This window comes from Rhodoferax sp. P2_H8_2 (assembly GCF_056403235.1).
In genome coordinates this window covers 18,824-38,221 of sequence record NZ_JBFUFW010000012.1, presented here as the reverse complement: position 1 = coordinate 38,221, position 19,398 = coordinate 18,824, and the positions used below count along the sequence as shown (strand labels likewise).

Genomic DNA, 19,398 nt, shown 5'->3' with positions numbered 1-19,398 from the left:
AGCACGATGATTGACAAAATCAGCTGGATCACGGTCTACCCGGAAATCATTTTGATGGTGATGGCCTGCGCCATTGCCATGTTGGACCTGCGCGTGAAGACACCGCTGCGTACCGTTACCTATGGCATGACATTGCTGACGCTGGCCGTGGTGGCCTTGGTGCAAGCTGTTTATGCGTCTGGCGGCGCGACCTACTATGGCTTCGGCAACATGGTGGTTAGCGACTCCATGGGCAACTGGCTCAAGTGTTTTGCAACGATCGCCGTAATGGTGACCCTGGTTTATGGCCGTCCGTACGCGGGCCAACGCGACATGCTGCGCGGTGGCGAACTGTTTACGTTGAGCCTGTTTGCGTTGCTCGGCATGTTCGTGATGATCTCGGGCAACAACTTCCTGGTGATCTACATGGGCCTGGAGTTGCTGACGCTCTCCAGCTATGCACTGGTGGCCCTGCGCCGCGACAACGCAACGGCCACCGAAGCTGCGATGAAGTACTTTGTGCTCGGCGCGATGGCATCCGGCTTCCTGCTGTACGGCATGTCCATGCTGTATGGCGCTACCGGTACGCTGGATATCAATGGCGTGTTCAAGGCCATCTCTTCTGGCGAGGTGAACCACCAGGTTCTGGTATTTGGCCTGGTATTCATCGTGTCTGGTTTGGCATTCAAGCTCGGCGTGGTGCCTTTCCACATGTGGATTCCTGACGTCTACCAGGGCGCTCCCACGGCCATTACGCTGATGATTGGCGGCGCACCCAAGCTCGCAGCATTCGCAATCACTATGCGTTTGCTGGTCGAGGGGATGTTGCCACTGGCGATTGATTGGCAGCAGATGCTGCTGGTGTTAGCCGTAAGCTCGCTGTTCATCGGTAACCTGGCAGCCATTGCGCAGACCAATGTGAAGCGCATGCTGGCGTTCTCCACCATCTCGCAGATGGGCTTTGTGCTACTGGGCGTGATGTCCGGCGTGGTGGATGGCAACATCGCGTCCGCCGCCAATGCCTACAGCTCGGCCATGTTCTATGTCATCACCTATGTGCTGACCACGTTGGCTGCCTTCGGTGTGCTGATGCTCTTGTCCAGCGAAGGTTTTGAGAGCGAAGAGATCGCCGATTTCGCTGGGCTGAACAGCCGTAGTCCGCTGTATGCAGGTGTAATGTCTGCCTGTCTGTTCTCTTTGGCTGGTATCCCCATGTTTGTCGGCTTCTTCGCCAAGCTGTCTGTGCTGCAAGCGCTGATTTCTTCCGGAAGCGCCTTCCATATCGGTATCGCGATCTTCGCTGTGATGATGTCGTTGATCGGCGCCTTCTATTACCTGCGTCTGGTCAAAGTCATGTACTTTGATGAACCCATTACCGCGACTTCGGTGATCGCACCCTTGGATGTGCGCATTGTGTTGACCCTCAACGGCGCACTGGTGTTCATCCTGGGCGTGTTGCCTGAAGGGTTGCTGGCACTGTGCCGGGAGTCCGTATTGCAGATGCTGGGCACCTGAGTCCGTTCGCGGAGATCTGTTTGTCCGCCACACCATGCGCGACCCCAAGCACGACGACCACCTGACGGAGGTCTTCCAGAGCCGGGAGGAACTTCTCAAGGGTAAATTCCTCCACGCGCTACGCGACACAGTCACTTTGCCCAATGGCCAACCTACGGTGCGTGAATACTTTGTGCACCCCGGCGCGGTGATGGTTATCCCCATGCTGGACGATGGTCGGGTCATCATGGAGCGGCAGTTCCGCTACCCGGTGGGGCAAGTGATGATTGAATTTCCAGCGGGCAAGCTGGACCCCAATGAGCCTGTCCTGGCCTGTGCCCAGCGCGAGTTGCGTGAGGAAACCGGTTACACCGCCACTGAGTGGGCGCGCGCCGGCGTATTGCATCCGGTCATCGCGTACTCCACCGAAGTCATAGAAATCTGGTTTGCCCGCGGGCTCAAAGCAGGCGAACGCCAGCTCGACGAAGGCGAGTTTCTCGACGTCTTTGAAGCCAATCCCGTTGAGCTGATGGCTTGGTGCCGGGACGGCAAAGTCACCGACGCCAAGACATTGACAGGCGCGCTGTGGTTGCAGCAGGTGCTGGCCGGAAGCTGGCCCCTGCAGTGGCAGCGCGCCATCTAGCCCCCACGCTCCGCCGCTATGCGGGTCGCTGCCCCCCGAGGGGGCCAACACCAGCTTGGGGCGGCCCGGCGCTGGTGTTAGACCATCAAGGATACAAGCCGCGCAACTCGCGCGCATGCAAGATGCGCTTGCAGGCAATGATGAAGGTTGCAGTCCGCAAGGAAACTTTGTGGTCTTGCGCAATGTTCCACACACCGGCAAATGCGTCCTTCATGATCTTCACCAGGCGGGCGTTGATCTCGTCTTCGCTCCAGAAGAAGCTAGAGAAATCCTGTACCCATTCAAAGTAGCTGACCGTCACGCCGCCGGCATTGGCAATCACGTCCGGCAACACCAGGATGTTGCGGTCGTGCAGGATGTCGTCAGCTGCCGGAGTCGTTGGGCCGTTGGCGCCTTCGATCACCATGCGGGCCTTGATGCGGCCTGCGTTGTCGGCGGTGATCTGGCCTTCCAGTGCGGCCGGGATCAAGATGTCGCACTCGACGTCCCAGAAAGAATCGTTGGCGATGACTTCAGCGCCTTCAAAGCCTTTGACCGATCCATGCTGGGCCACGTGTTCCAGCAGCAGAGGAACGTCCAGACCGGATTCCTTGTAAATCGTGCCGCCATGGTCCTGCACTGCGACGATGCGTGCGCCAGCATGGGCAAACAGCTTGCCGGCGATGCCGCCCACATTACCGAAACCTTGTACTGCGACGCGTGCCTTGGACACATCCAGGCCAATATGCTGAGCCGCTTCCACGCCTACGGTGTATACACCGCGTCCAGTCGCTTCACGGCGACCGAGTGAGCCACCCAAGTCGATCGGCTTGCCAGTCACCACGCCGGTCGATGTGGAGCCTTCGTTCATCGAGTACGTGTCCATCATCCACGCCATGATTTGCTCATTGGTGTTGACGTCAGGTGCCGGGATGTCTTTCGTGGGGCCGATGATGATGCCGATCTCGCTGGTGTAGCGGCGTGTCAGGCGTTCCAGTTCGCCCATTGACAGCGTCTTGGGGTCCACGCGGATACCGCCCTTGGCGCCGCCGTAAGGCACGTTCACTGCCGCATTCTTGATGGACATCCAGGCAGAAAGCGCCATCACTTCGGACATGGTCACGTCCTGGTGAAAACGCACGCCACCCTTGCCAGGGCCGCGCGAGGTGTTGTGTTGCACACGGTAACCTTCAAAGTGGGCCACAGTGCCGTTGTCCAACTGGATCGGCACGTCCACCACCAGCGCACGCTTGGGGCGCTTCAGCGTTTCTGCCCAGCGGGCCAAATGGCCGAGATAGGGGATCACGCGATCCACCTGCTGCAGGTAAATGCCCCAGGGGCCAAGGTTGTCGGCCTGCAGGTAGGAAGGCAGGGGGTGGTTGTAAGCGTTGGCGTAGGGTGCGGTAACACCTTTGGGCTGGGACATGAAGTTTCCTCGTGGGATTTGTCGAAGCCCGCACTTTAGTGGGGCGCTGTGCCTTCGTCCAAGGCCAAGATTTTCTCGCTTAATGCAAAAAAATCATAAAGTATGAAATCGTGCGGTAACTATGCGCAAAGCGCAGATCAGGCCTCGATATTGAGAATGCGACCGGTGGCCTGCCCCTGGGTGTTCAGCACGGGAGCGCTATTGGCCTTGGCTTTGAGAGCGTTGCCGCTGGCCGCAAACTGGGGGCTGGTCTCGGTGTACATACGTGTCAGAAAGTCTTGCGTTTTTACCGGCAGATCCGACACACTGGGCTTGACGGCTGCGTTGTAGGTGGCGTCGCTGGTATCGCTGCTACTGGCGGTTTGGGTAGACAGGTTGCGTACCTTGTCTTGCCCTTTGATGGCTTGGTCCTCGGCCTGGTCCGCCTGGTTGCGCAGGTTCTGTGCCTGGGCTTCGAGTTGGTCCGCTTCCTGGCGCGCTTGCTGCAGGCGATTGCGGTTCAGCGTCGCCTGCAGTGAAGGCGTAGCGCTGGAGGTAGCGGGTAAGGCAAGCACGGCGTCGCCCTGTCGGCTAGGTAGCCTTTATGCAGTTACGTTCAGCCGCATGCCAATGCGTTGGCCCTGGCTATTGGTCGTGGGCTGAGGCTTGGGCTTGCTGGCTTCTTGGGTCGCCTGAGGTTTGGGCGTTTCCTTGGGTTTGGAGTCGGCGCGCAATTGGTTAGCGGCTTCGACCTTGCGGGCCGAAACCAGCGACTGGGCGGCGGATTTGGCGGCGAGCTTGCTTGCGTCCATACGATGCTCCTGTGAAGGGTGTCGAAACGATTTTACGCCCCGATGCCGCCGTCTTCAAGCGTTGAATTGCAGTGCTGCCAGTCCGGCGTAAACGCCACCTTTGGCCACCAGTTCGGCATGCGTCCCCTGCTCAATCAACTTGCCGTGGTCCAGCACGACGATGTGATCGGCTTTTTGCACCGTGGCCAGCCGGTGGGCGATCACCAGCGTCGTACGCCCGCGCATCGCGGACTCCAGCGCCGCCTGCACCATGCGCTCGCTCTCGGCGTCCAGCGCGCTGGTGGCTTCGTCCAGCAGCAAGAGCGGCGGGTTCTTCAGCATCGCGCGTGCAATCGCAATGCGCTGGCGTTGGCCACCGGACAGGCGCACGCCGCGCTCGCCCAAAAAGGTGTCATAGCCCTGCGGCAACTGGCGGATGAAATCGTCGGCGAACGCAGCCTTGGCCGCGGCGTGCACTTCGTCGTCGGTGGCTTCAGGTTTGCCGTAGCGAATATTCTCCAGCGCGCTGCTGGAGAAGATCACCGCGTCTTGCGGCACGATGCCAATGCGCTGGCGCAGCGCTTCGAGCGAAAGCGTGCGTGTGTCCACGCCATCGAGCAGCGTGGTGCCCGACTGTGGATCGTAAAAACGCAGCAGCAACTGGAACACCGTGCTCTTGCCCGCGCCGCTGGGGCCAACGATGGCCACCGTCTGCCCGGCGTGCACGTTGAGCGAAAAATCGTCCAGCGACAACTGCAGCGGACGCGACGGGTAGTGAAACCCGATTGCTTCAAATTTAATAGCGCTTCCCGCTTGCGGGGTGGGCGCCACAGCCGGTTTTAATGGTGAAGTGATGGGCGACTGTGTGTTCAGCAATTCCATCAATCGTTCGGTCGCACCCGCCGCGCGTAGCAGGTCGCCATAGACCTCGCCCAACACCGCAAACGCGCTGGCCAGAATGATCACGTACACCACCGTCTGCCCCAGGTGCCCGGCACTGATGCGCCCGGACGCCACCGCCTGTGTGCCCTGGTACAGACCCCACAACAGCGCGGCCGAGGTGGCGATGATGATGAAGGCGGTCAGCATGGAGCGCGTCTTGGTGCGCCGTATCGCTGTGTCAAACGCGTTGCTGTTGGCCAGTGTGAAGCGGTCCGTCTCGCGGCCTTCGGCGGTATAGCTTTGCACCACGGGGATCGCGTTCAGCACCTCGGCCGCAATCGCGCTGGAGTCAGCCGCGCGGTCTTGCGAAGCGCGCGATAGCTTGCGCACGCGGCGCCCAAACCACAGGCTGGGCAGCACGACCAGTACCAGCACGCCTAAGACTTGCGCCATCACAAACGGGTTGGTCCAGACCAGGATCGCCAGCGCACCGGCGCCCATCACCGCATTGCGCAAGCCCATCGACAGCGAAGAGCCGACCACCGTCTGCACCAGCACAGTATCGGCCGACAGGCGCGACAGCACTTCACCGGTCTGCGTGGTCTCAAAGAACTCCGGGCTTTGTCGCAGGACATGGCTGTAGACCGCGTTACGCAAGTCAGTCGTGACCCGCTCGCCCAGCCAACTGACCATGTAAAAGCGCGCTGCCGAAGAAACACCCAGCGCCACTGCCACGGCGAACATCAGGCCAAAGTGCTCGCGCATCGCCATCACCTGCTCGCCCTTGTCCTCATGCACCAGCCCGCCGTCAATCAACCCGCGCAGCGCCAGCGGAAAGGCCAAGGTTGCCAACGCCGCCAGCACCAGGAACAGAAACGCCAGCCCAATGCGCCCGCGGTAAGGCCGCAGGAAGGGGAGAAGGCCACTGAGAGATTTGGGATTTTTGGCAGTGGCGCGTTCTTGGGTCATKGGGGCTTAAATGGGGGCGAAAGGGGCTGGCGCAAGGTGGCGGGAAGGTTCAGAGGGAAATTGGCCTCTGGCGCCCGCGGAATGTGCGTAAGCAGCTATTGTATTTGTAGCGAATGAATCGGCAGTTGCACGGTGCGTGTCCATCTGTCTGGCAATCTTGGAATTGATTGCTTGAAAGTCATATATAAACCGATGGCTACAAAAGGCGGAAACTCAACTAGCGTTGCTCATAAGGTATGTCGCATCCACTCATGATTCCCATGGCAGCGCACGTCGCACTGACAGCCTTCCTGTATGCGCTACTCACTGTTGTGCGTGCTCCGGCGATTTGGGGCATTGGCCGCCGTGCCGATGGCAGCAATCCTTGGGCGAAGCTTGAGCCGCGCATCAGTGCCAACCTGTCGAACCAGTTTGAGTGGCCTTTGTTTTTCTACGCGGCCTGTCTGATACTTCTGCAATCCCAAGCGAGTGGACTTTCGCTTGTGCTGGCGTGGGTCTTTATTGTGGGTCGCGTGTTGCATAGCCTTGTTCAAATACTGACCAGCAACATTCGACTGAGGGGCGCTGTTTTTACCGTCAATTTCCTCGCGGTATTGGGGCTCTGGGCCATCATTGTCATGGGTGCCTATCAAGGCTAGTATGGAACGAATGAACCTGGCGCAGCCCACCCTCACGCTTTACGGTGCCCAGGCCTCCGGCTCGACTGCTGTTGAGGCGGCGCTGACTCTGCTGGGCGTTCCGTATACCGTGATTGAAGGTGCTACCTGGGCCGAAGAAGAAGCGCGTGATCGTGTGGCACCGGTCAACCCCATGCGGCAAATCCCGACCTTGGTGATGCCCGGTGGCGAGGTCATGACGGAGAGTGCGGCCATACTGATTTACCTTGCTGATTTGTATGCCGAGCACGGTCTTGCGCCAGCGCCACAGGACGCGCTGCGGCGCCAATTTCTGCGGTGGATGGTCTACGTCTCTTCGTCCATCTACTCGCTGCACTGGATCAAGCCCGATGTGCGGCGTATCGGTGCGCCAGAGAGTGCGCGGGAAGCCGTCGTCAACGCCGTACACGAACGGATTGCGTTCTGTTGGAACAATATGGACAGGCAACTGACGCCGGGCCGCTACCTGCTTGGTGACGATCTATCGGTGCTGGACCTGTATGTCACCGTGGTCTCCCGCTTCGGTCCGTGGCGAGAGCGCTTTTACGAAGTCGCGCCACGCATGGCACCGGTGGTGCGCCGCGTGGACGAAGACCCGCGTCTTGCGGCCCTGTGGCGTGAACGCTTTCCTGAAGAATGAAAGAGAAGCACGAAGACTTTGCCGAGTCGTTCGCGCCGGTCGCCAACCGCGATGCGAAGGTGTTGATTCTCGGCAGCATGCCCGGGCGTGAATCGCTGAAAGCAGAGCGGTACTACGCACACCCGCGCAACCATTTCTGGAAAATCATGGCAACGCTGCTCGGCTTTGCGCCCGATGCGCCGTACGCGGATCGCCTCGTTGCAATGCAAGCCTCTGGCATTGCGCTATGGGATGTGATGCATTCGTGCCACCGCGTTGGCAGCCTGGACGCCAGCATTCAGGCCGATACGGTGGAGGCGAATGACTTTGCTGCGTTCTTCGCAAGCCATTCCAAGATTCAATCCGTGTTCTTCAACGGTGCAACGGCGCAAACAACCTATGTGCGGCATGTGTTACCTGCCGTGCAAACGCTGCAGCTGCAATACACGCGCCTGCCATCCACCAGCCCCGCGCACGCATCGCGTTCGTTTGCCGAGAAGCTTGAGGAATGGAAAGTGGTCGTAGCCCGCGAAAAACTTGCGTAAGCAGCTACTAAAATAATAGCAATCCCATCGCGGCAGCGAAAGATTTCTACTTCGCCCCGCTGCGCGCCAACCGCTGCGCGATGGTCACCGGTGGCTTGCCGACATAGGCGTCCAGTTTGGAACCCATCGCCAATTCCAGTTGATCCAGCCGCATTTGCGCTGAAGGGTGGGTGCTCAGCGACAAAGCAAACAGTGGATCGTCAGGAGCGGCTGTGCGCAGCTGCTGCAGCGCGGCGATCAATCCATACGGATCGAAGCCCGAACGTGCCGCAAGGGCTACGCCGGTACGGTCGGCTTCCAGTTCATCCGACTGGTCCAGGCCTTTGGAATACAGATTGCGACCCAATCCCACCAGTTGCGATGACAGGCCGCCCGGCAGCTTGTTGCTCAACTGCTGCGCCGCCAGTTGCGACAGCAGCCCGGTCTGTGCGCTCTTGCGCATGGCCTTCAGGTGGTGCTTGGAGACGACGTGGGTAATCTCGTGTGACAGGATGCCTGCCAATTCCGATTCATCGGCCACGCGGTCTATCAGTCCCTTGGTCACAAAGATGTAGCCACCCGGTGCGGCAAAGGCGTTGTAGCCCGCATCGTCCAGCACCGCAAACGTCCACGGCAGGTTGGGGCGGGGCGACTGTAGGCTCAGCCAGCGGCCCAGGCGGTTGACGTAGCGCTGCAGCGCCATATCGGGATGCAGCGGCTTGGCGCCCAGCAGGATGGCGGCGAGCTGACGTCCTATCTCGATCTCTTTGGGTTCGTCAATGTCTTCCAGCGACTGCGTCAGCATGCTCACTAGATCACCGGGGTTGGCGTTGTTGTTCTGGTTGCCGACAGTGATGTTCAGCACGTTGCTCAAGGTCGAATTGTTCTGTGCGGGTGCCGCGGGTTTTGTCAGGCTCTGGAACAAACTGCCCAAGGCCTTGGCCGCATCGTTTTGCGCCAGTGCGGAGCCGCAAACCAGGCAGGCGCTGACGGTGCAGGCCAGCAGACGTTTGGAATGTGCGTTCATTGCAGACCTCCCACGTTTTGCGGATTGCTGCCAGACGGTGTGCTGCTGCGCGAAGACGTAGAGGGCTCTGGCAGGTTGTCGACCTGGCGGGTGGCCAGTGGCGCGTCCGACGCAAAGCGTTTGGCCTGCGCGGCATCCTGGCGTAGTGCTTCGGCTTGCTTTAGCGCTTCGAGGTTGGGCGTTGCGTTGGCAATGTCTTCCGCACCCAGTCCGCGGATGCCGACAGTTGAGGTGGCTGTGGTAACCGGGCGCTGCGAGGAGCCGCCAAAGAAATTGGTCAGGCTGCGCAATGCGCCGGTGGCGGCATTGGATGTGGGCACGGGGGCATTGCCAGCGACGGCAACATCGAACATGTGTACCCAGCCGGTTTTTGCGTCGGCAGTTTTCACCTGAATCCACGGGCCAAGGCGCAGCGTGGTTTTGGTAAGAAGGGTTTGCGCAGGCAGGCTGGCGACGCTGGTCGATTTTTCATCGGGCGATTGGCGCAGCTCAGCAGCCCGTTTTGTCTGGATGGTGTCAGCCGGTGCCGGGGTTTGTGCTTGCGTCAACGTAGCGGATAGCGCGGCGGCAGTCAGTAGCAGGATGCGAAGTGGTTTCATTACATAGGCCCTTAGCCGAGCATTGTCGGGGAGTTTTTGTTGGTAGGCAATTGGGTTTTAGCTACATGGGTTGAAGCGCCGAGCATGGGGGGATGAGTGGGGCCTCAGTGTGCCAAATGCGCACAAAGTCGGCCACACCCCGGCAGGACGCCACGTTTGCAATATTGAAGTCAAGTCTCCCCAATTGCCAACCGCGTAATCTGCGCTTGTGCCATCAGCCAGCTGCAAAACGCCTCAATCTCCGGCCGCTTGCCACTGCGCGGCCCGACGATCAGGTAGTAGGCCATGGGGGTGTCCAGCCGATGGCCGGGCAACACCTCTACCAAATCACCGTTCGCCAGACTGTCCGCTACCAGTGGCATACGCGCCAGCGCCAGGCCCTGGCCGGTGAGGGCTGCTTGTGCGATCTGGTGCGCATAGTTGAAATACATCCAGCGTTTGGGTTCCAGCTTGGGCAGGCCGTTGGCATCCAGCCAGCGCCGCCAGGTCAGCCATTCCAGGTTTTGCACACGGTGCGTGTCGCTGGCTTCTATCAACGCAAACTGGGCCAGGTCTGCGCCTTTCTTCAATGGCTTGCCGCTCTTGAGCAACCACGGGCTTGCCACCGGCGTGAGCTGCTCACCAAACAGGCGGATCGCATCGGCAGGCGCAGATTGGGGACGTGTGTAACGCAGCGCGATGTCGGCGTCGCTGGTTTCGAGGTCGACCGTGGTGTCGGTCGCGTCCATACGGATGTCGATATCGGGGTACTCGGTCTGGAAGGCTTCAAGGCGCGGGATCAACCACATCGACGCGAACGACGCCCAGGTGCTGATCGCCACGCTCTTGCGCCCGCTGCTGCGGCGCACCTGGAGCACTGCGCTGTCAATGCGTTCCAGCGATGGCAACACCGCGCGCAGCAGTTGTGCGCCGGCGCTGGTCAGCTCCACGGCGCGTGTGTGCCGTAAAAACAGCGGCACGCCGACCTCGTCTTCCAGCGACTGCACTTGTCGGCTGACCGCGCTTTGCGTTAGCGACAACTCTTCTGCCGCAGCACGAAAGTTCAGGTGCCGGGCGACGGCTTCGAGCGCGCGCAAATGCCCGACCGCAATCGGGCGGCTGCGCATCGGGGTCTCGGAATGGGAGCTGGGAGGGCGGGCCATGGCAAGTCTCTATTCATGCGTAAACGGAATCAATAGCATAGCCCGATTTCATTGGACTGTGCAATGGTGAAAGGCGATCATTCAACCCAGATTACGAAGGAGTTCACCATGATTTTCAGCATCAATGCCAGCCAGTCCAGTGCCCCTGTGCAATTGCGCAAGGGTTGCGCGATGACGTTCCGTGCGGCGCGCCCAGGCGTGTTGCGGGTGACTTCGGGCCGCGTGTGGGCGACGATGGGTTCACAGGAGGCGGGAGATATGGTGCTGACCACCGGCACCGAGTTGGCTATGCCTGCGCGGCAGGATGTGGTGGTGGAAGCGTGGCCCATGGGCGATGCGGCGACGGTGGATGTGGTGTGGGAATCCGCACAAGCCACCGCCGCGGCGCATCAAGCAAGCTAACTACGGATCAAAGGAGCGCCTGACCAAAGCGCTCCAGCCGCGGCATCCAGTTGGTGGTGATGTCCGCCGACACCATGACACGCACCGCTTTGCCGATCAGCAATTCGCGCGACACCAGGCCAATAAAGCGCGAGTCCGCACTGTTGTCGCGGTTATCACCCAGCATCAGATACTGATTGGCCCCCAGCGTCACGGGCTTGAAGTTGTCACGCCCCGGAACACCCAGCCATTGGATCGCGTGCGCATGACCGCCCGCGGTTTCCTGCATGTGCTGCACTTGCCAGGGTGCATCCAGCGCATCGTGGTTCGGTTCAACCGTCGCGCTCTGGTATTGCGCCGGCGCGCCGTTGATAAACAGCAGCTTGTTGTGCATCTCGACCTTGTCGCCCGGTATGGCGACCAAGCGTTTGATCAGCCGCGTACCGTCTTTGGGTGACGAAAACGTGACGATGTCGCCCCGCTTGGGGTCACCCAAATGCAGCAGTATGTGGTCGGTCAACGGAACCTTCAGGTCGTAAGCCAGCCGGTTCACAAACACCACGTCGCCTTCCAGCAACGTGGGGTGCATGGAGCCGGATGGAATCGGATTCCAGTCGGCCACCGCTGTGCGGAACAAACCGAACAGCAGCAGAAAGGCGACAAACCCGCGGTTCTCGCGCAGGGTCGTCCTTACGCGGTCCGACCAGCTCATGGGTATTGGCTGACAGGGGTGACCGTGTCCACAGGCACAAAAATCCACAGCACCAGGTACACCAGGATGCCGGTACCACCCGCCAGCAACAGCAGCGCGAACACCAGGCGCCACAGCCATGAGTCCATGCCAGTGCTGACCGCGAGGCCGCCGCAGACGCCGCCAATCCAGCGGTCGGTAGTCGAGCGGCGGAACTGGTTCAGCGCGCGGAACAGCGGTTCCGGAGGCACTGTGCCAGTCAGCACGCGCGCTTTGGCACGGGCAAATTCTTCGGGGCTGATGCTGCCACGGTCACGTAATTGTTCGAGGCGCAAGAGTTCGTCGGCAATAGACATGGTTTTCTCCGGTCAATCTGGTCTTGGGCCGTAGCACCATGCCACGCTGTAGACCATGGAACGGACTGTAGAGTCATTAAGGAGGCGGTGCACGCCTTGTGCGACCAATTGCAGAAAAAGCCGACCAGATTGGCAGTGGGGCGGATTACCCGCTGTGCAGCCCGTCAGACCGGCGCTGCCAGCAGCGCGCGCACGCGTTGTTGCACCTGCGTCAGCGCGTCCGGCTGGTCGCAGGCGACGACTGCGCGTTGCGGCATGGCGCGCAGCCAGGTGATTTGGCGTTTGGCCAGTTGGCGGGTGGCGAAGATGCCAAGGTCGCGCACCTGGGCCCTGCTTTTGGGATCGTTCAGGTCGAGGCCGGCATCCAGCGCTTCCCAGACCTGCCGATAGCCCACGCAGCGCATCGAGGGCAAGTCGGGGTTCAGATCACCACGCGCGCGCAAGCGAATCACCTCGTCGACAAAGCCCTGTTCCAGCATGGTGTCAAAGCGCTGCGCAATGCGCGTGTGCAACCAGGCGCGGTCCTCGGGTTCCAGAGAAATCAGATGAAAATCGGCTGTAGCCCCCGCGGAATTTGCGTGAGCAGCTTCTCTTTTTATAGCATGGAAGCTGGACAGAGGTTGACCGGAGACCCGGTAGACCTCCAGCGCGCGCTGGATGCGCTGGCTGTCAGCAGGGGCCAGGCGCGCTGCGGTGATCGGGTCGACACGGGCCAGCTCGGCATGCATCGCGGGCCAGCCGATTTCCTTGGCTTGGGTTTCCAGTTCGGCGCGAATTTCGGGATCGGCAGCGGGCATCGCATCCAGCCCGTCAAACAGCGCCTTGAAATACAACATCGTGCCGCCGACCAGCAGCGGCAGTTTGCCGCGCGCGCGAATGTCGGCGATCAGCGCTTGCGCATCCTGCACAAACGCCTGCGCGTTGTAGGCGTGCAGCGGGTCGCGAATATCGATCAAGTGGTGCGGCACAGTCGCCAGCTCGGCCGCACTGGGCTTGGCCGTACCAATGTCCATACCGCGGTAGACCAGCGCCGAATCGACGCTGATGATCTCTACGTCGTACTCCAGCGCCAGCGCCAATGCCGCCGCGGTCTTGCCGCTGGCGGTGGGGCCGGCAATGCAGAGCGCGGGTTTCATGTGGATGCGCGCATAGTTGCGGGAATGCGTGAGCGGGCCACCTTGCGTAAGAGCGCCACCAGGCCCAGCGCCGCGACGGTGAGCCCCACCACCAGCGCAATCCAGAACCCTTGCGCCTCCATCGGCACAGCGGGCGCGAAGGGCATCCATTGCGGGGCCAATCCCAGGATGCAGCCCAGCGGCAGCGAGAACCCCCAGAACGCGGTCATGTGAATCACCATCGGCGAGCGCGTGACCTTGTAGCCGCGGATCGCGCAACTGGTGACCACCTGCGTGCTGTCCGATAACTGGAACAGCGCGGCGAAGAACAACAGTTCTGCCGCCAACTTCGCAACCTGCTGGTCGTTCGTATAGGCCGCAGCAATCTGCGTGTTGAACAGGGCCATGCCTGCGGCAGCGAGCACCGCAAAGCCCAGCGACAGATTGACGCCAACCCAAGCGCGAAACCGCGCAGCCACTGGATCGCCCGCGCCCAGCGACTGGCCCACGCGCGTCAGCAGCGCCAGGCCAATGGAGAGCGGCAGCATGAACACCAGTGACGAAAAGTTCAGCGCGATCTGGTGTGCGCCCACCTGGTAGCTGCCAAATTTGGCGACCAGCAAAGCGATCAGGCCGAACGCGCTGGTCTCGGCAAAGTAGGTCAGACCAATCGGCAAGCCAAGGCGCAGCAGGTTGCGGATCTCTGGCCAATGCGGCGCTTCAAAGTGGGTGAACGGCCAGGTCTCGCGGTACGCGTCGCTGCGGTGCATCCACCACAAGAGCGCGACCAGTGTGAACCAGACGCACAGCATGGTCGACACAGCGCAGCCTACGCCGCCCAGACGCGGCAGGCCGAAGTTGCCAAACACCAGCGCCCAGTTGATCAGACCGTTGAGCACCAGTGCGATCAGTGAAATCACCATCATCGGCTTGGTCTGGTTCAGGCTGGTGCTGTAGCCGTACAGCACGCGGTAGCAGGCAAACGCGGGTAGGGCCAGGCTGGTGATGCGCACAAAGCCCTTGGCGATGTCCCGCACTGCCGGCTCGATGTCCATTGCGTCGAAGATGAAGGCCGACATCTGGGCCGCGACCAGCGCGACGATGCCGACGCCCAGCGCTTTCCACAGCGCTTGCCGCACCACATGCGGAACCTTGTCGAACGACTTGGCGCCGACGTGGTGGGAGATGACGGGGTTGACCGACATCATCACCCCCATCAGTGTGACGACGACGATGCCCCAGACGGACGCACCGAGGCCGACACCAGCCAGATCCTGCGCGGAAGAGTGGCCAGCCATGGCGACGTCGGTGACGGCCATGCCAATGCTGGCCAACTGGCCAATCAGAATGGGCCAGGCCAGGTGCCAAAGGGCTTTGCTTTCTATCAGGACCCGTTCGCGAAGGGGGAGTGCAGCTTGATACGTTTTCAACATTCACCCAAGGCTAGCACGGAGTGCAAGCCCCTTCCGCGGGCTTAGAAAACGCGGTCGTAACTGACGCGGAACACCGTCACATTGCCACCCAGGTTGTTGGTAACGTCCAGGTTGCGGTCGAGTTGCACCTTGATGCCGCTATTCGAGTTCAGGTCGTAACGCAGCGTGGCCGAGGTACGGCGGTAAGTAACCGGGATGTAGTCCACGTCGCCCGCGCTTTCCACGTACTGCGCGTAGTTGACGAAGGGTGTCCATTTGCCCAGCCGCAGGCCCACGCCTATGCTGGCTGCCGGTGCGCTGAAGCTGTATCCGGAGATGGGCGATTCGCGTGTCAGCTTGCTGACCTCGGACAGCACAAACCAGCTGTCCATGTCCAGATTGGCGGCCACACCATAGGCCGTCAGTTTGGCGTCGTAGGCGCTCAAGGGACCCGGCAGGCCACTGGTGTTGACATCGGCAGTCATGTAGACGCCGCGCACCGTCAGTGGGCCGCGGTTGACTTCGAGGTCCGCGCCAAAAATATTTTTCCAGCTCACCTTGACGTTGTCATAGTCGTACAGCTTCCAGTACAGCGACTTGTCGACATCCTCGCGGCCGCCAAACATGCTGGCGGTCACATTAGTCTGACCAAAGCTGGCGGTGTAGCGCAGGCTGGCGCCGTTGTAGTTGGTTGCGTCCCAGCCATACAGCTCGGTGGGCGGGCTGACCCAGGGGTAGGAGACGCCCACATCCTGGAAATCGGAGTAGTAGTACAGCGGAATGCGTTTGCGCCCGACCTGCATTTCCCAGTTTTTGTTCAGCTTGTACCCGGCGTATGCCCAGGTCAAGTCCGGTGTGCCATTGGTACCGCGGGTTACGACTTGTGCGACCAGGTTGGCCTTGTCGGTCAGCGTGTAATTGAGCTGAATGCCGGCATGGCTTTCGGGTGTCAGCGAGAAGTCCTTGTTGTAAACACCGCCGTTGCTCCAGTCTGCGATGTAGCAGGGGCAGGCCAGGCCATTGATGGGGTTCAGCCCGGCGTAGTTGGCGTCCAGTGTGCCGTCCAATACCTGTCCGCCAATGACTGACAAAAACCCCGAGATTTTCAGCTTGGCGTCGCCCGTGCCCTGCGCCCAAGCCGAACTGCCGGCCCCAAGGCACAGCAGCGTGGCAAGCGTAGTCAGACGTTTTGAAAATGGCGAGGGGAAAAACTGCATGCAACGACTTCCTTGTAAGTGCCCGGCAAATGTAGCTATTGCCATGTGGCCCAGCAAGCTATTGGTCGATGTTTGGCTGACGTTTTACCTGCCGTTGACATAAAGATTGCCGTTTGCACCTGGATAAGGCGCGCTGCGGGATGGCCCGCGTGACTTTCAGGCCGTTGCGGGCTGCTTGCCGCCCAGCGTGAAGCGTGTGATGGTCCAGGCAATCAGTGCGCAGCTGGTCAAGGCCACCACCATGGGACGTGCGCTGCCATCCACAAACTGGCCTGTGATGGCCATCACCACCGCACCGGTCAGGAATTGCAGCGTGCCCATCAGGGCCGAAGCGCTACCGGCGATGGCACCGTGGTTGTCCAGCGCCAGCACCGATGTAGCAGGTACGACCAGGCCCAAAAAGCCAAAGCCAATCAGCATGGTGACTATCAGCACGTCCAGTCGATCCACACCGGCCAGGTTTTGCAGCAACAAGAAGAGCATGACCAGCGCATAACCGGTCACCGCCACATTGACCATCTTGCGCAGGCCGAATCGCGCGGCCAGCTTGCCGGTGAACTGCGACACGCCAATGAACGACGCTGCGTTCACCGCAAACGCGATGCTGTACTGGCGCGGCGTCAGCCCGTAGTGGTCAATCATCACAAACGGTGAGTTGGCCAGGTAGGCAAAAAAGCTGCCCATGCCAAAGGCACCAATGAACACCAGGCCGAGGAAATGCCGATCGCGCAGCAATTCGCCCCAGGCGGCAAACGCACTGCGCACCGAGCTGTCCAGGCGCTGTTCGGGAGGGCGTGTTTCGGGCAGGCTGGTGCGCAACAACACGGTGCTGAAAATGGCAATCAGCGTGACGGCCCAGAATACCGTGCGCCAGCCGTTCCATTCGATCAGCAGGCTGCCGACCAGCGGCGCGAGGATGGGCGAGACGCTGAACACCAGCATCAGCATGGACATCAGCCTTGCGGCGTCCACGCCCGTGTGCAGGTCGCGCACGATAGCGCGCGGGATGACCATGCCGGCACTCGCACCCAGGCCCTGGATGAAACGCATCACGACTAGCGTATGGATATCAGGCGCCAGTGCGCAGCCGATGCTCCCCAGGCCAAACACCAGCAGGCTGGAGTACAGCGGCAGCTTGCGTCCGAACATGTCGGACAGCGGGCCGTAGACCATTTGCCCAATGCCCAGCGCGATGAAAAAAGCCATCAAGCTGGCCTGTACCGCGCCCATGCTGGCGCCCAGCGTCTGTCCGATAGAGGGCAGGGCGGGCAGGTACATGTCAATCGCAAACGGGCCAATGGCAGATATCAGCCCGAGGACGACGGCGGTTTTGAAAAAGTTGGTTTTCATCGGGTACTGGAGTAAGACGGTTGCCGCGGGTCAGTGACCTGCAGCGTTGGAGCAGATGCGAGCGCTGTTAGCGCCCGCGTAAAAACAGGCTATCCAACTCTTTGATAGTGAGTTGGCGCCAAGTAGGGCGGCCGTGGTTGCACTGGTCGGAGCGCTCGGTCTCTTCCATCTGGCGCAACAGCGCGTTCATCTCTTCGATGGTGAGCTTGCGGTTGGCGCGCACAGCGCCGTGGCAGGCCATCGTGCCGAGGATTTCGTTCTGTGCGCGCTGGATCACCGTGCTGGCGTCGTGTTGGGCCAGTTCGGCCAGCACGCTGCGGGCCAACTCTACGGCGTCACCTTGTGCCAGCGTCGTGGGTACGGCGCGCACGGCCAATGTCTTGGGTGAGAACGGGCTGATCTCCAAGCCCAGCGTGGATAGCGTAGCGACATGCGCTTCGGCGGTCGCCACTTCATCGGGGGTGGCGGCAAACGTTGCGGGGATCAGCAAGGGTTGGCTGGCCAGCGGATGCACGGTGCCATCAGGTGCGGTCAGTTCCAGCTGGTTCTTCAGGCGTTCGTAGACGATGCGCTCGTGTGCCGCGTGCATGTCCACGATCACCAGGCCTTGTGTGTTCTCTGCGAGGATGTAGATACCTTGCAGTTGGGCGATGGCACGGCCGAGCGGCCAGATGCTTTCTTCTCCGGCGCGACGGCTGGGCGGCAGAGCGTTTTGCTCCGTGTCCCCCGCCCGCTGCGCGGGCTCCTCCTTGACCTGCGCAAAACGCCCCGCCACCCAGCCTTCTTGAGTTTCGGGAGCGCGTTGCCACAAGGCCCCCACATCACTGACACGGTGACCGATGCGCTCTTCGTTTGCTTCAAATTTGATAGCTGGCTGCGCACTGTACATGGGTGCTACAGCCTCTTTGGATACATAAGCGCCAGGCATAGCCAAGAGCGATGGTGCCTGGGGCAGACCTGCTTCTGTGGCTCCAGCAGTAATGGCGCGCGGTGCGGCCAGCGTGTCTTCGACCGCGTGGCGCACGGCCTGGTGCACTTCGCGGCTGTCGCGGAAGCGCACTTCGATCTTGGTCGGGTGCACGTTCACATCCACGCGTGTCGGGTCCATGGACAGGTACAGCGCATAGACCGGTTGGCGGTTGCCGTGCAGCACGTCTTCATAGGCGCTGCGTGCCGCGTGTGTGAGCACCTTGTCGCGTACAAAGCGGCCGTTGACGTAGCAAAACTGCTGGTCGGCACGCGAGCGCGCAGCATCTGGAATGCCGACGCGGCCCCAGACTTGCACGGCGGGCTGCCCGGTAGCGCCGACGGCCCGCAGAGGCCACTGCACACGAATGCTATTGGCGAGAAAATCTTGTCCGAGCACGTCGGCCAGGCGCTGGTCCAACGCAGCCACTGGATCTGCGGCGGTATCGCATTTGCGCCATTGCTCGACCAGTTTTCCCTCGTGCCAGATCGCAAAACCCACGTCTGGCCGTGCCAGCGCATGGCGGCGCACGGCTTCTATGCAATGCGCCAGTTCGGTGGCGTCGGTCTTCAGAAATTTGCGGCGGGCGGGCGTGCTGAAAAACAGTTCTTTGACTTCGACGGTGGTGCCGGTGCTGCGCGCCACTGGCTTCAATTCACCGGTACGGCCATCCAGCAAATAAGCATCATTCAGGCCGTTAGCCCGCGAAAGAATGGCGCAATCAGCTATGGAATTGATAGCGGCCAACGCTTCGCCGCGAAAACCCATTGTCGCCACCGACTCCAGATCGGACAGGCTGCCGATCTTGCTGGTGGCGTGGCGCTTGAAGGCAATGGGGAGTTCCGCTTGCGGAATGCCCATGCCGTCGTCTTCCACGCTGATCAGGCGCACACCACCGGCCAGCAGCCTCAGCGTGACCTGGGTCGCGCCCGCGTCCAGCGCGTTGTCGACCAGCTCGCGCACCACCGAGGCCGGGCGCTCCACCACCTCGCCAGCCGCAATCTGGCTGATGAGTTCGTCGGGGAGTTCGCGGATCGGGCGGCGGGCGGCTTGGTGCGCAGTGGGGGGGAGGGGAGCGTTCACCAAAGCATTTTAGGCGGCACCTAAAGCCCGGGTAAAAGCCCGTCTTTTCTCCCTTTATTTCGGCATTTGCCGGTTGACCGCACTGGAATACTGGAACAGCCCACTCTTGGGGACCTC

General features: G+C 61.0%; 20 protein-coding genes. 6 read left to right on the top strand and 14 right to left on the bottom strand.

Annotation, left to right across the window (positions count from 1 at the left end):
• The first annotated feature begins 6 nt into the window (after nucleotides 1-6).
• A complete protein-coding gene (nuoN, locus tag AC1DV6_RS17195; protein ID WP_477979592.1) occupies nucleotides 7-1,494 on the top strand; it encodes an NADH-quinone oxidoreductase subunit NuoN in 1,488 nt (495 codons plus the stop codon).
• 34 nt (nucleotides 1,495-1,528) lie between these two features.
• Nucleotides 1,529-2,116 (top strand): NUDIX domain-containing protein, encoded by a 588-nt coding sequence (locus tag AC1DV6_RS17190; protein WP_477979590.1) that lies wholly within the window; start codon nucleotides 1,529-1,531, stop codon nucleotides 2,114-2,116.
• An 85-nt stretch (nucleotides 2,117-2,201) separates the two neighbouring features.
• On the opposite strand, the gene AC1DV6_RS17185 is transcribed toward AC1DV6_RS17190, so the two are convergent.
• From AC1DV6_RS17185 to AC1DV6_RS17170, 4 genes are all read right to left on the bottom strand, one after another.
• Complete coding sequence (locus AC1DV6_RS17185) at nucleotides 2,202-3,521, bottom strand: Glu/Leu/Phe/Val family dehydrogenase (RefSeq protein ID WP_477979588.1); 1,320 nt, start codon at nucleotides 3,519-3,521, stop codon at nucleotides 2,202-2,204.
• Between the two features lie 137 nt (nucleotides 3,522-3,658).
• Entirely contained in the window at nucleotides 3,659-4,075 is a 417-nt protein-coding gene (locus AC1DV6_RS17180; protein ID WP_477979586.1) for a hypothetical protein, read from the bottom strand.
• A 27-nt stretch (nucleotides 4,076-4,102) separates the two neighbouring features.
• A complete protein-coding gene (locus tag AC1DV6_RS17175; RefSeq protein WP_477979584.1) occupies nucleotides 4,103-4,312 on the bottom strand; it encodes a hypothetical protein in 210 nt (69 codons plus the stop codon).
• Nucleotides 4,313-4,366: 54 nt separating this feature from the next.
• Complete coding sequence (locus tag AC1DV6_RS17170) at nucleotides 4,367-6,142, bottom strand: ABC transporter transmembrane domain-containing protein (RefSeq protein WP_477979582.1); 1,776 nt, start codon at nucleotides 6,140-6,142, stop codon at nucleotides 4,367-4,369.
• Nucleotides 6,143-6,402: 260 nt separating this feature from the next.
• Here AC1DV6_RS17170 and AC1DV6_RS17165 point away from each other — a divergent pair, with 260 nt between their 5' ends.
• Genes AC1DV6_RS17165 through AC1DV6_RS17155 form a run of 3 tightly spaced genes read left to right on the top strand, consistent with a single transcriptional unit; the run spans nucleotide 6,403 to nucleotide 7,962 of the window.
• On the top strand, nucleotides 6,403-6,780 hold the full coding sequence (locus tag AC1DV6_RS17165) for an MAPEG family protein (RefSeq protein ID WP_477979580.1): 378 nt from the start codon (nucleotides 6,403-6,405) through the stop codon (nucleotides 6,778-6,780).
• A gap of 1 nt (nucleotide 6,781) precedes the next feature.
• Entirely contained in the window at nucleotides 6,782-7,438 is a 657-nt protein-coding gene (locus tag AC1DV6_RS17160) for a glutathione S-transferase family protein (protein ID WP_477979578.1), read from the top strand.
• Complete coding sequence (locus AC1DV6_RS17155; RefSeq protein WP_477979576.1) at nucleotides 7,435-7,962, top strand: DNA-deoxyinosine glycosylase; 528 nt, start codon at nucleotides 7,435-7,437, stop codon at nucleotides 7,960-7,962. The genes AC1DV6_RS17160 and AC1DV6_RS17155 overlap by 4 nt, the downstream gene beginning before the upstream one ends.
• A 46-nt stretch (nucleotides 7,963-8,008) precedes the next feature.
• Here AC1DV6_RS17155 and AC1DV6_RS17150 read toward each other — a convergent pair whose 3' ends face one another.
• From AC1DV6_RS17150 to AC1DV6_RS17140, 3 genes are all read right to left on the bottom strand, one after another.
• Nucleotides 8,009-8,968, bottom strand: coding sequence for a M48 family metalloprotease (locus AC1DV6_RS17150; RefSeq protein WP_477979574.1), 960 nt, complete (start codon nucleotides 8,966-8,968; stop codon nucleotides 8,009-8,011).
• Nucleotides 8,965-9,567: an SH3 domain-containing protein gene (locus tag AC1DV6_RS17145; RefSeq protein ID WP_477979572.1), complete on the bottom strand. Its 603-nt coding sequence runs from the start codon at nucleotides 9,565-9,567 to the stop codon at nucleotides 8,965-8,967. The genes AC1DV6_RS17150 and AC1DV6_RS17145 overlap by 4 nt, the downstream gene beginning before the upstream one ends.
• Nucleotides 9,568-9,737: 170 nt before the next feature.
• Nucleotides 9,738-10,709 (bottom strand): LysR substrate-binding domain-containing protein, encoded by a 972-nt coding sequence (locus AC1DV6_RS17140; RefSeq protein WP_477979570.1) that lies wholly within the window; start codon nucleotides 10,707-10,709, stop codon nucleotides 9,738-9,740.
• Nucleotides 10,710-10,817: 108 nt separating this feature from the next.
• On the opposite strand from AC1DV6_RS17140, the gene AC1DV6_RS17135 reads away from it, so the two are divergent.
• Complete coding sequence (locus AC1DV6_RS17135; protein ID WP_477979568.1) at nucleotides 10,818-11,111, top strand: DUF2917 domain-containing protein; 294 nt, start codon at nucleotides 10,818-10,820, stop codon at nucleotides 11,109-11,111.
• 7 nt (nucleotides 11,112-11,118) lie between these two features.
• Here AC1DV6_RS17135 and lepB read toward each other — a convergent pair whose 3' ends face one another.
• From lepB to mutL, 7 genes are all read right to left on the bottom strand, one after another.
• The gene (lepB, locus tag AC1DV6_RS17130) at nucleotides 11,119-11,802 is read right to left on the bottom strand and encodes a signal peptidase I (protein WP_477979566.1); all 684 of its coding nucleotides are present in this window, start codon (nucleotides 11,800-11,802) and stop codon (nucleotides 11,119-11,121) included.
• Nucleotides 11,799-12,137, bottom strand: a complete 339-nt coding sequence (locus AC1DV6_RS17125; RefSeq protein ID WP_477979564.1) for a PspC domain-containing protein — start codon at nucleotides 12,135-12,137, stop codon at nucleotides 11,799-11,801. The genes lepB and AC1DV6_RS17125 overlap by 4 nt, the downstream gene beginning before the upstream one ends.
• Before the next feature lie 164 nt (nucleotides 12,138-12,301).
• Nucleotides 12,302-13,273, bottom strand: a complete 972-nt coding sequence (gene miaA / locus AC1DV6_RS17120) for a tRNA (adenosine(37)-N6)-dimethylallyltransferase MiaA (protein ID WP_477979562.1) — start codon at nucleotides 13,271-13,273, stop codon at nucleotides 12,302-12,304.
• Nucleotides 13,270-14,685, bottom strand: coding sequence for an MATE family efflux transporter (locus AC1DV6_RS17115; protein ID WP_477979560.1), 1,416 nt, complete (start codon nucleotides 14,683-14,685; stop codon nucleotides 13,270-13,272). The genes miaA and AC1DV6_RS17115 overlap by 4 nt, the downstream gene beginning before the upstream one ends.
• 41 nt (nucleotides 14,686-14,726) lie before the next feature.
• Nucleotides 14,727-15,881 (bottom strand): hypothetical protein, encoded by a 1,155-nt coding sequence (locus AC1DV6_RS17110; protein ID WP_477979558.1) that lies wholly within the window; start codon nucleotides 15,879-15,881, stop codon nucleotides 14,727-14,729.
• Between the two features lie 156 nt (nucleotides 15,882-16,037).
• Nucleotides 16,038-17,231 (bottom strand): multidrug effflux MFS transporter, encoded by a 1,194-nt coding sequence (locus AC1DV6_RS17105; protein WP_477979556.1) that lies wholly within the window; start codon nucleotides 17,229-17,231, stop codon nucleotides 16,038-16,040.
• Nucleotides 17,232-17,298: 67 nt separating this feature from the next.
• The gene (mutL, locus tag AC1DV6_RS17100; RefSeq protein WP_477979554.1) at nucleotides 17,299-19,281 is read right to left on the bottom strand and encodes a DNA mismatch repair endonuclease MutL; all 1,983 of its coding nucleotides are present in this window, start codon (nucleotides 19,279-19,281) and stop codon (nucleotides 17,299-17,301) included.
• Between the last annotated feature and the right edge of the window lie 117 nt (nucleotides 19,282-19,398).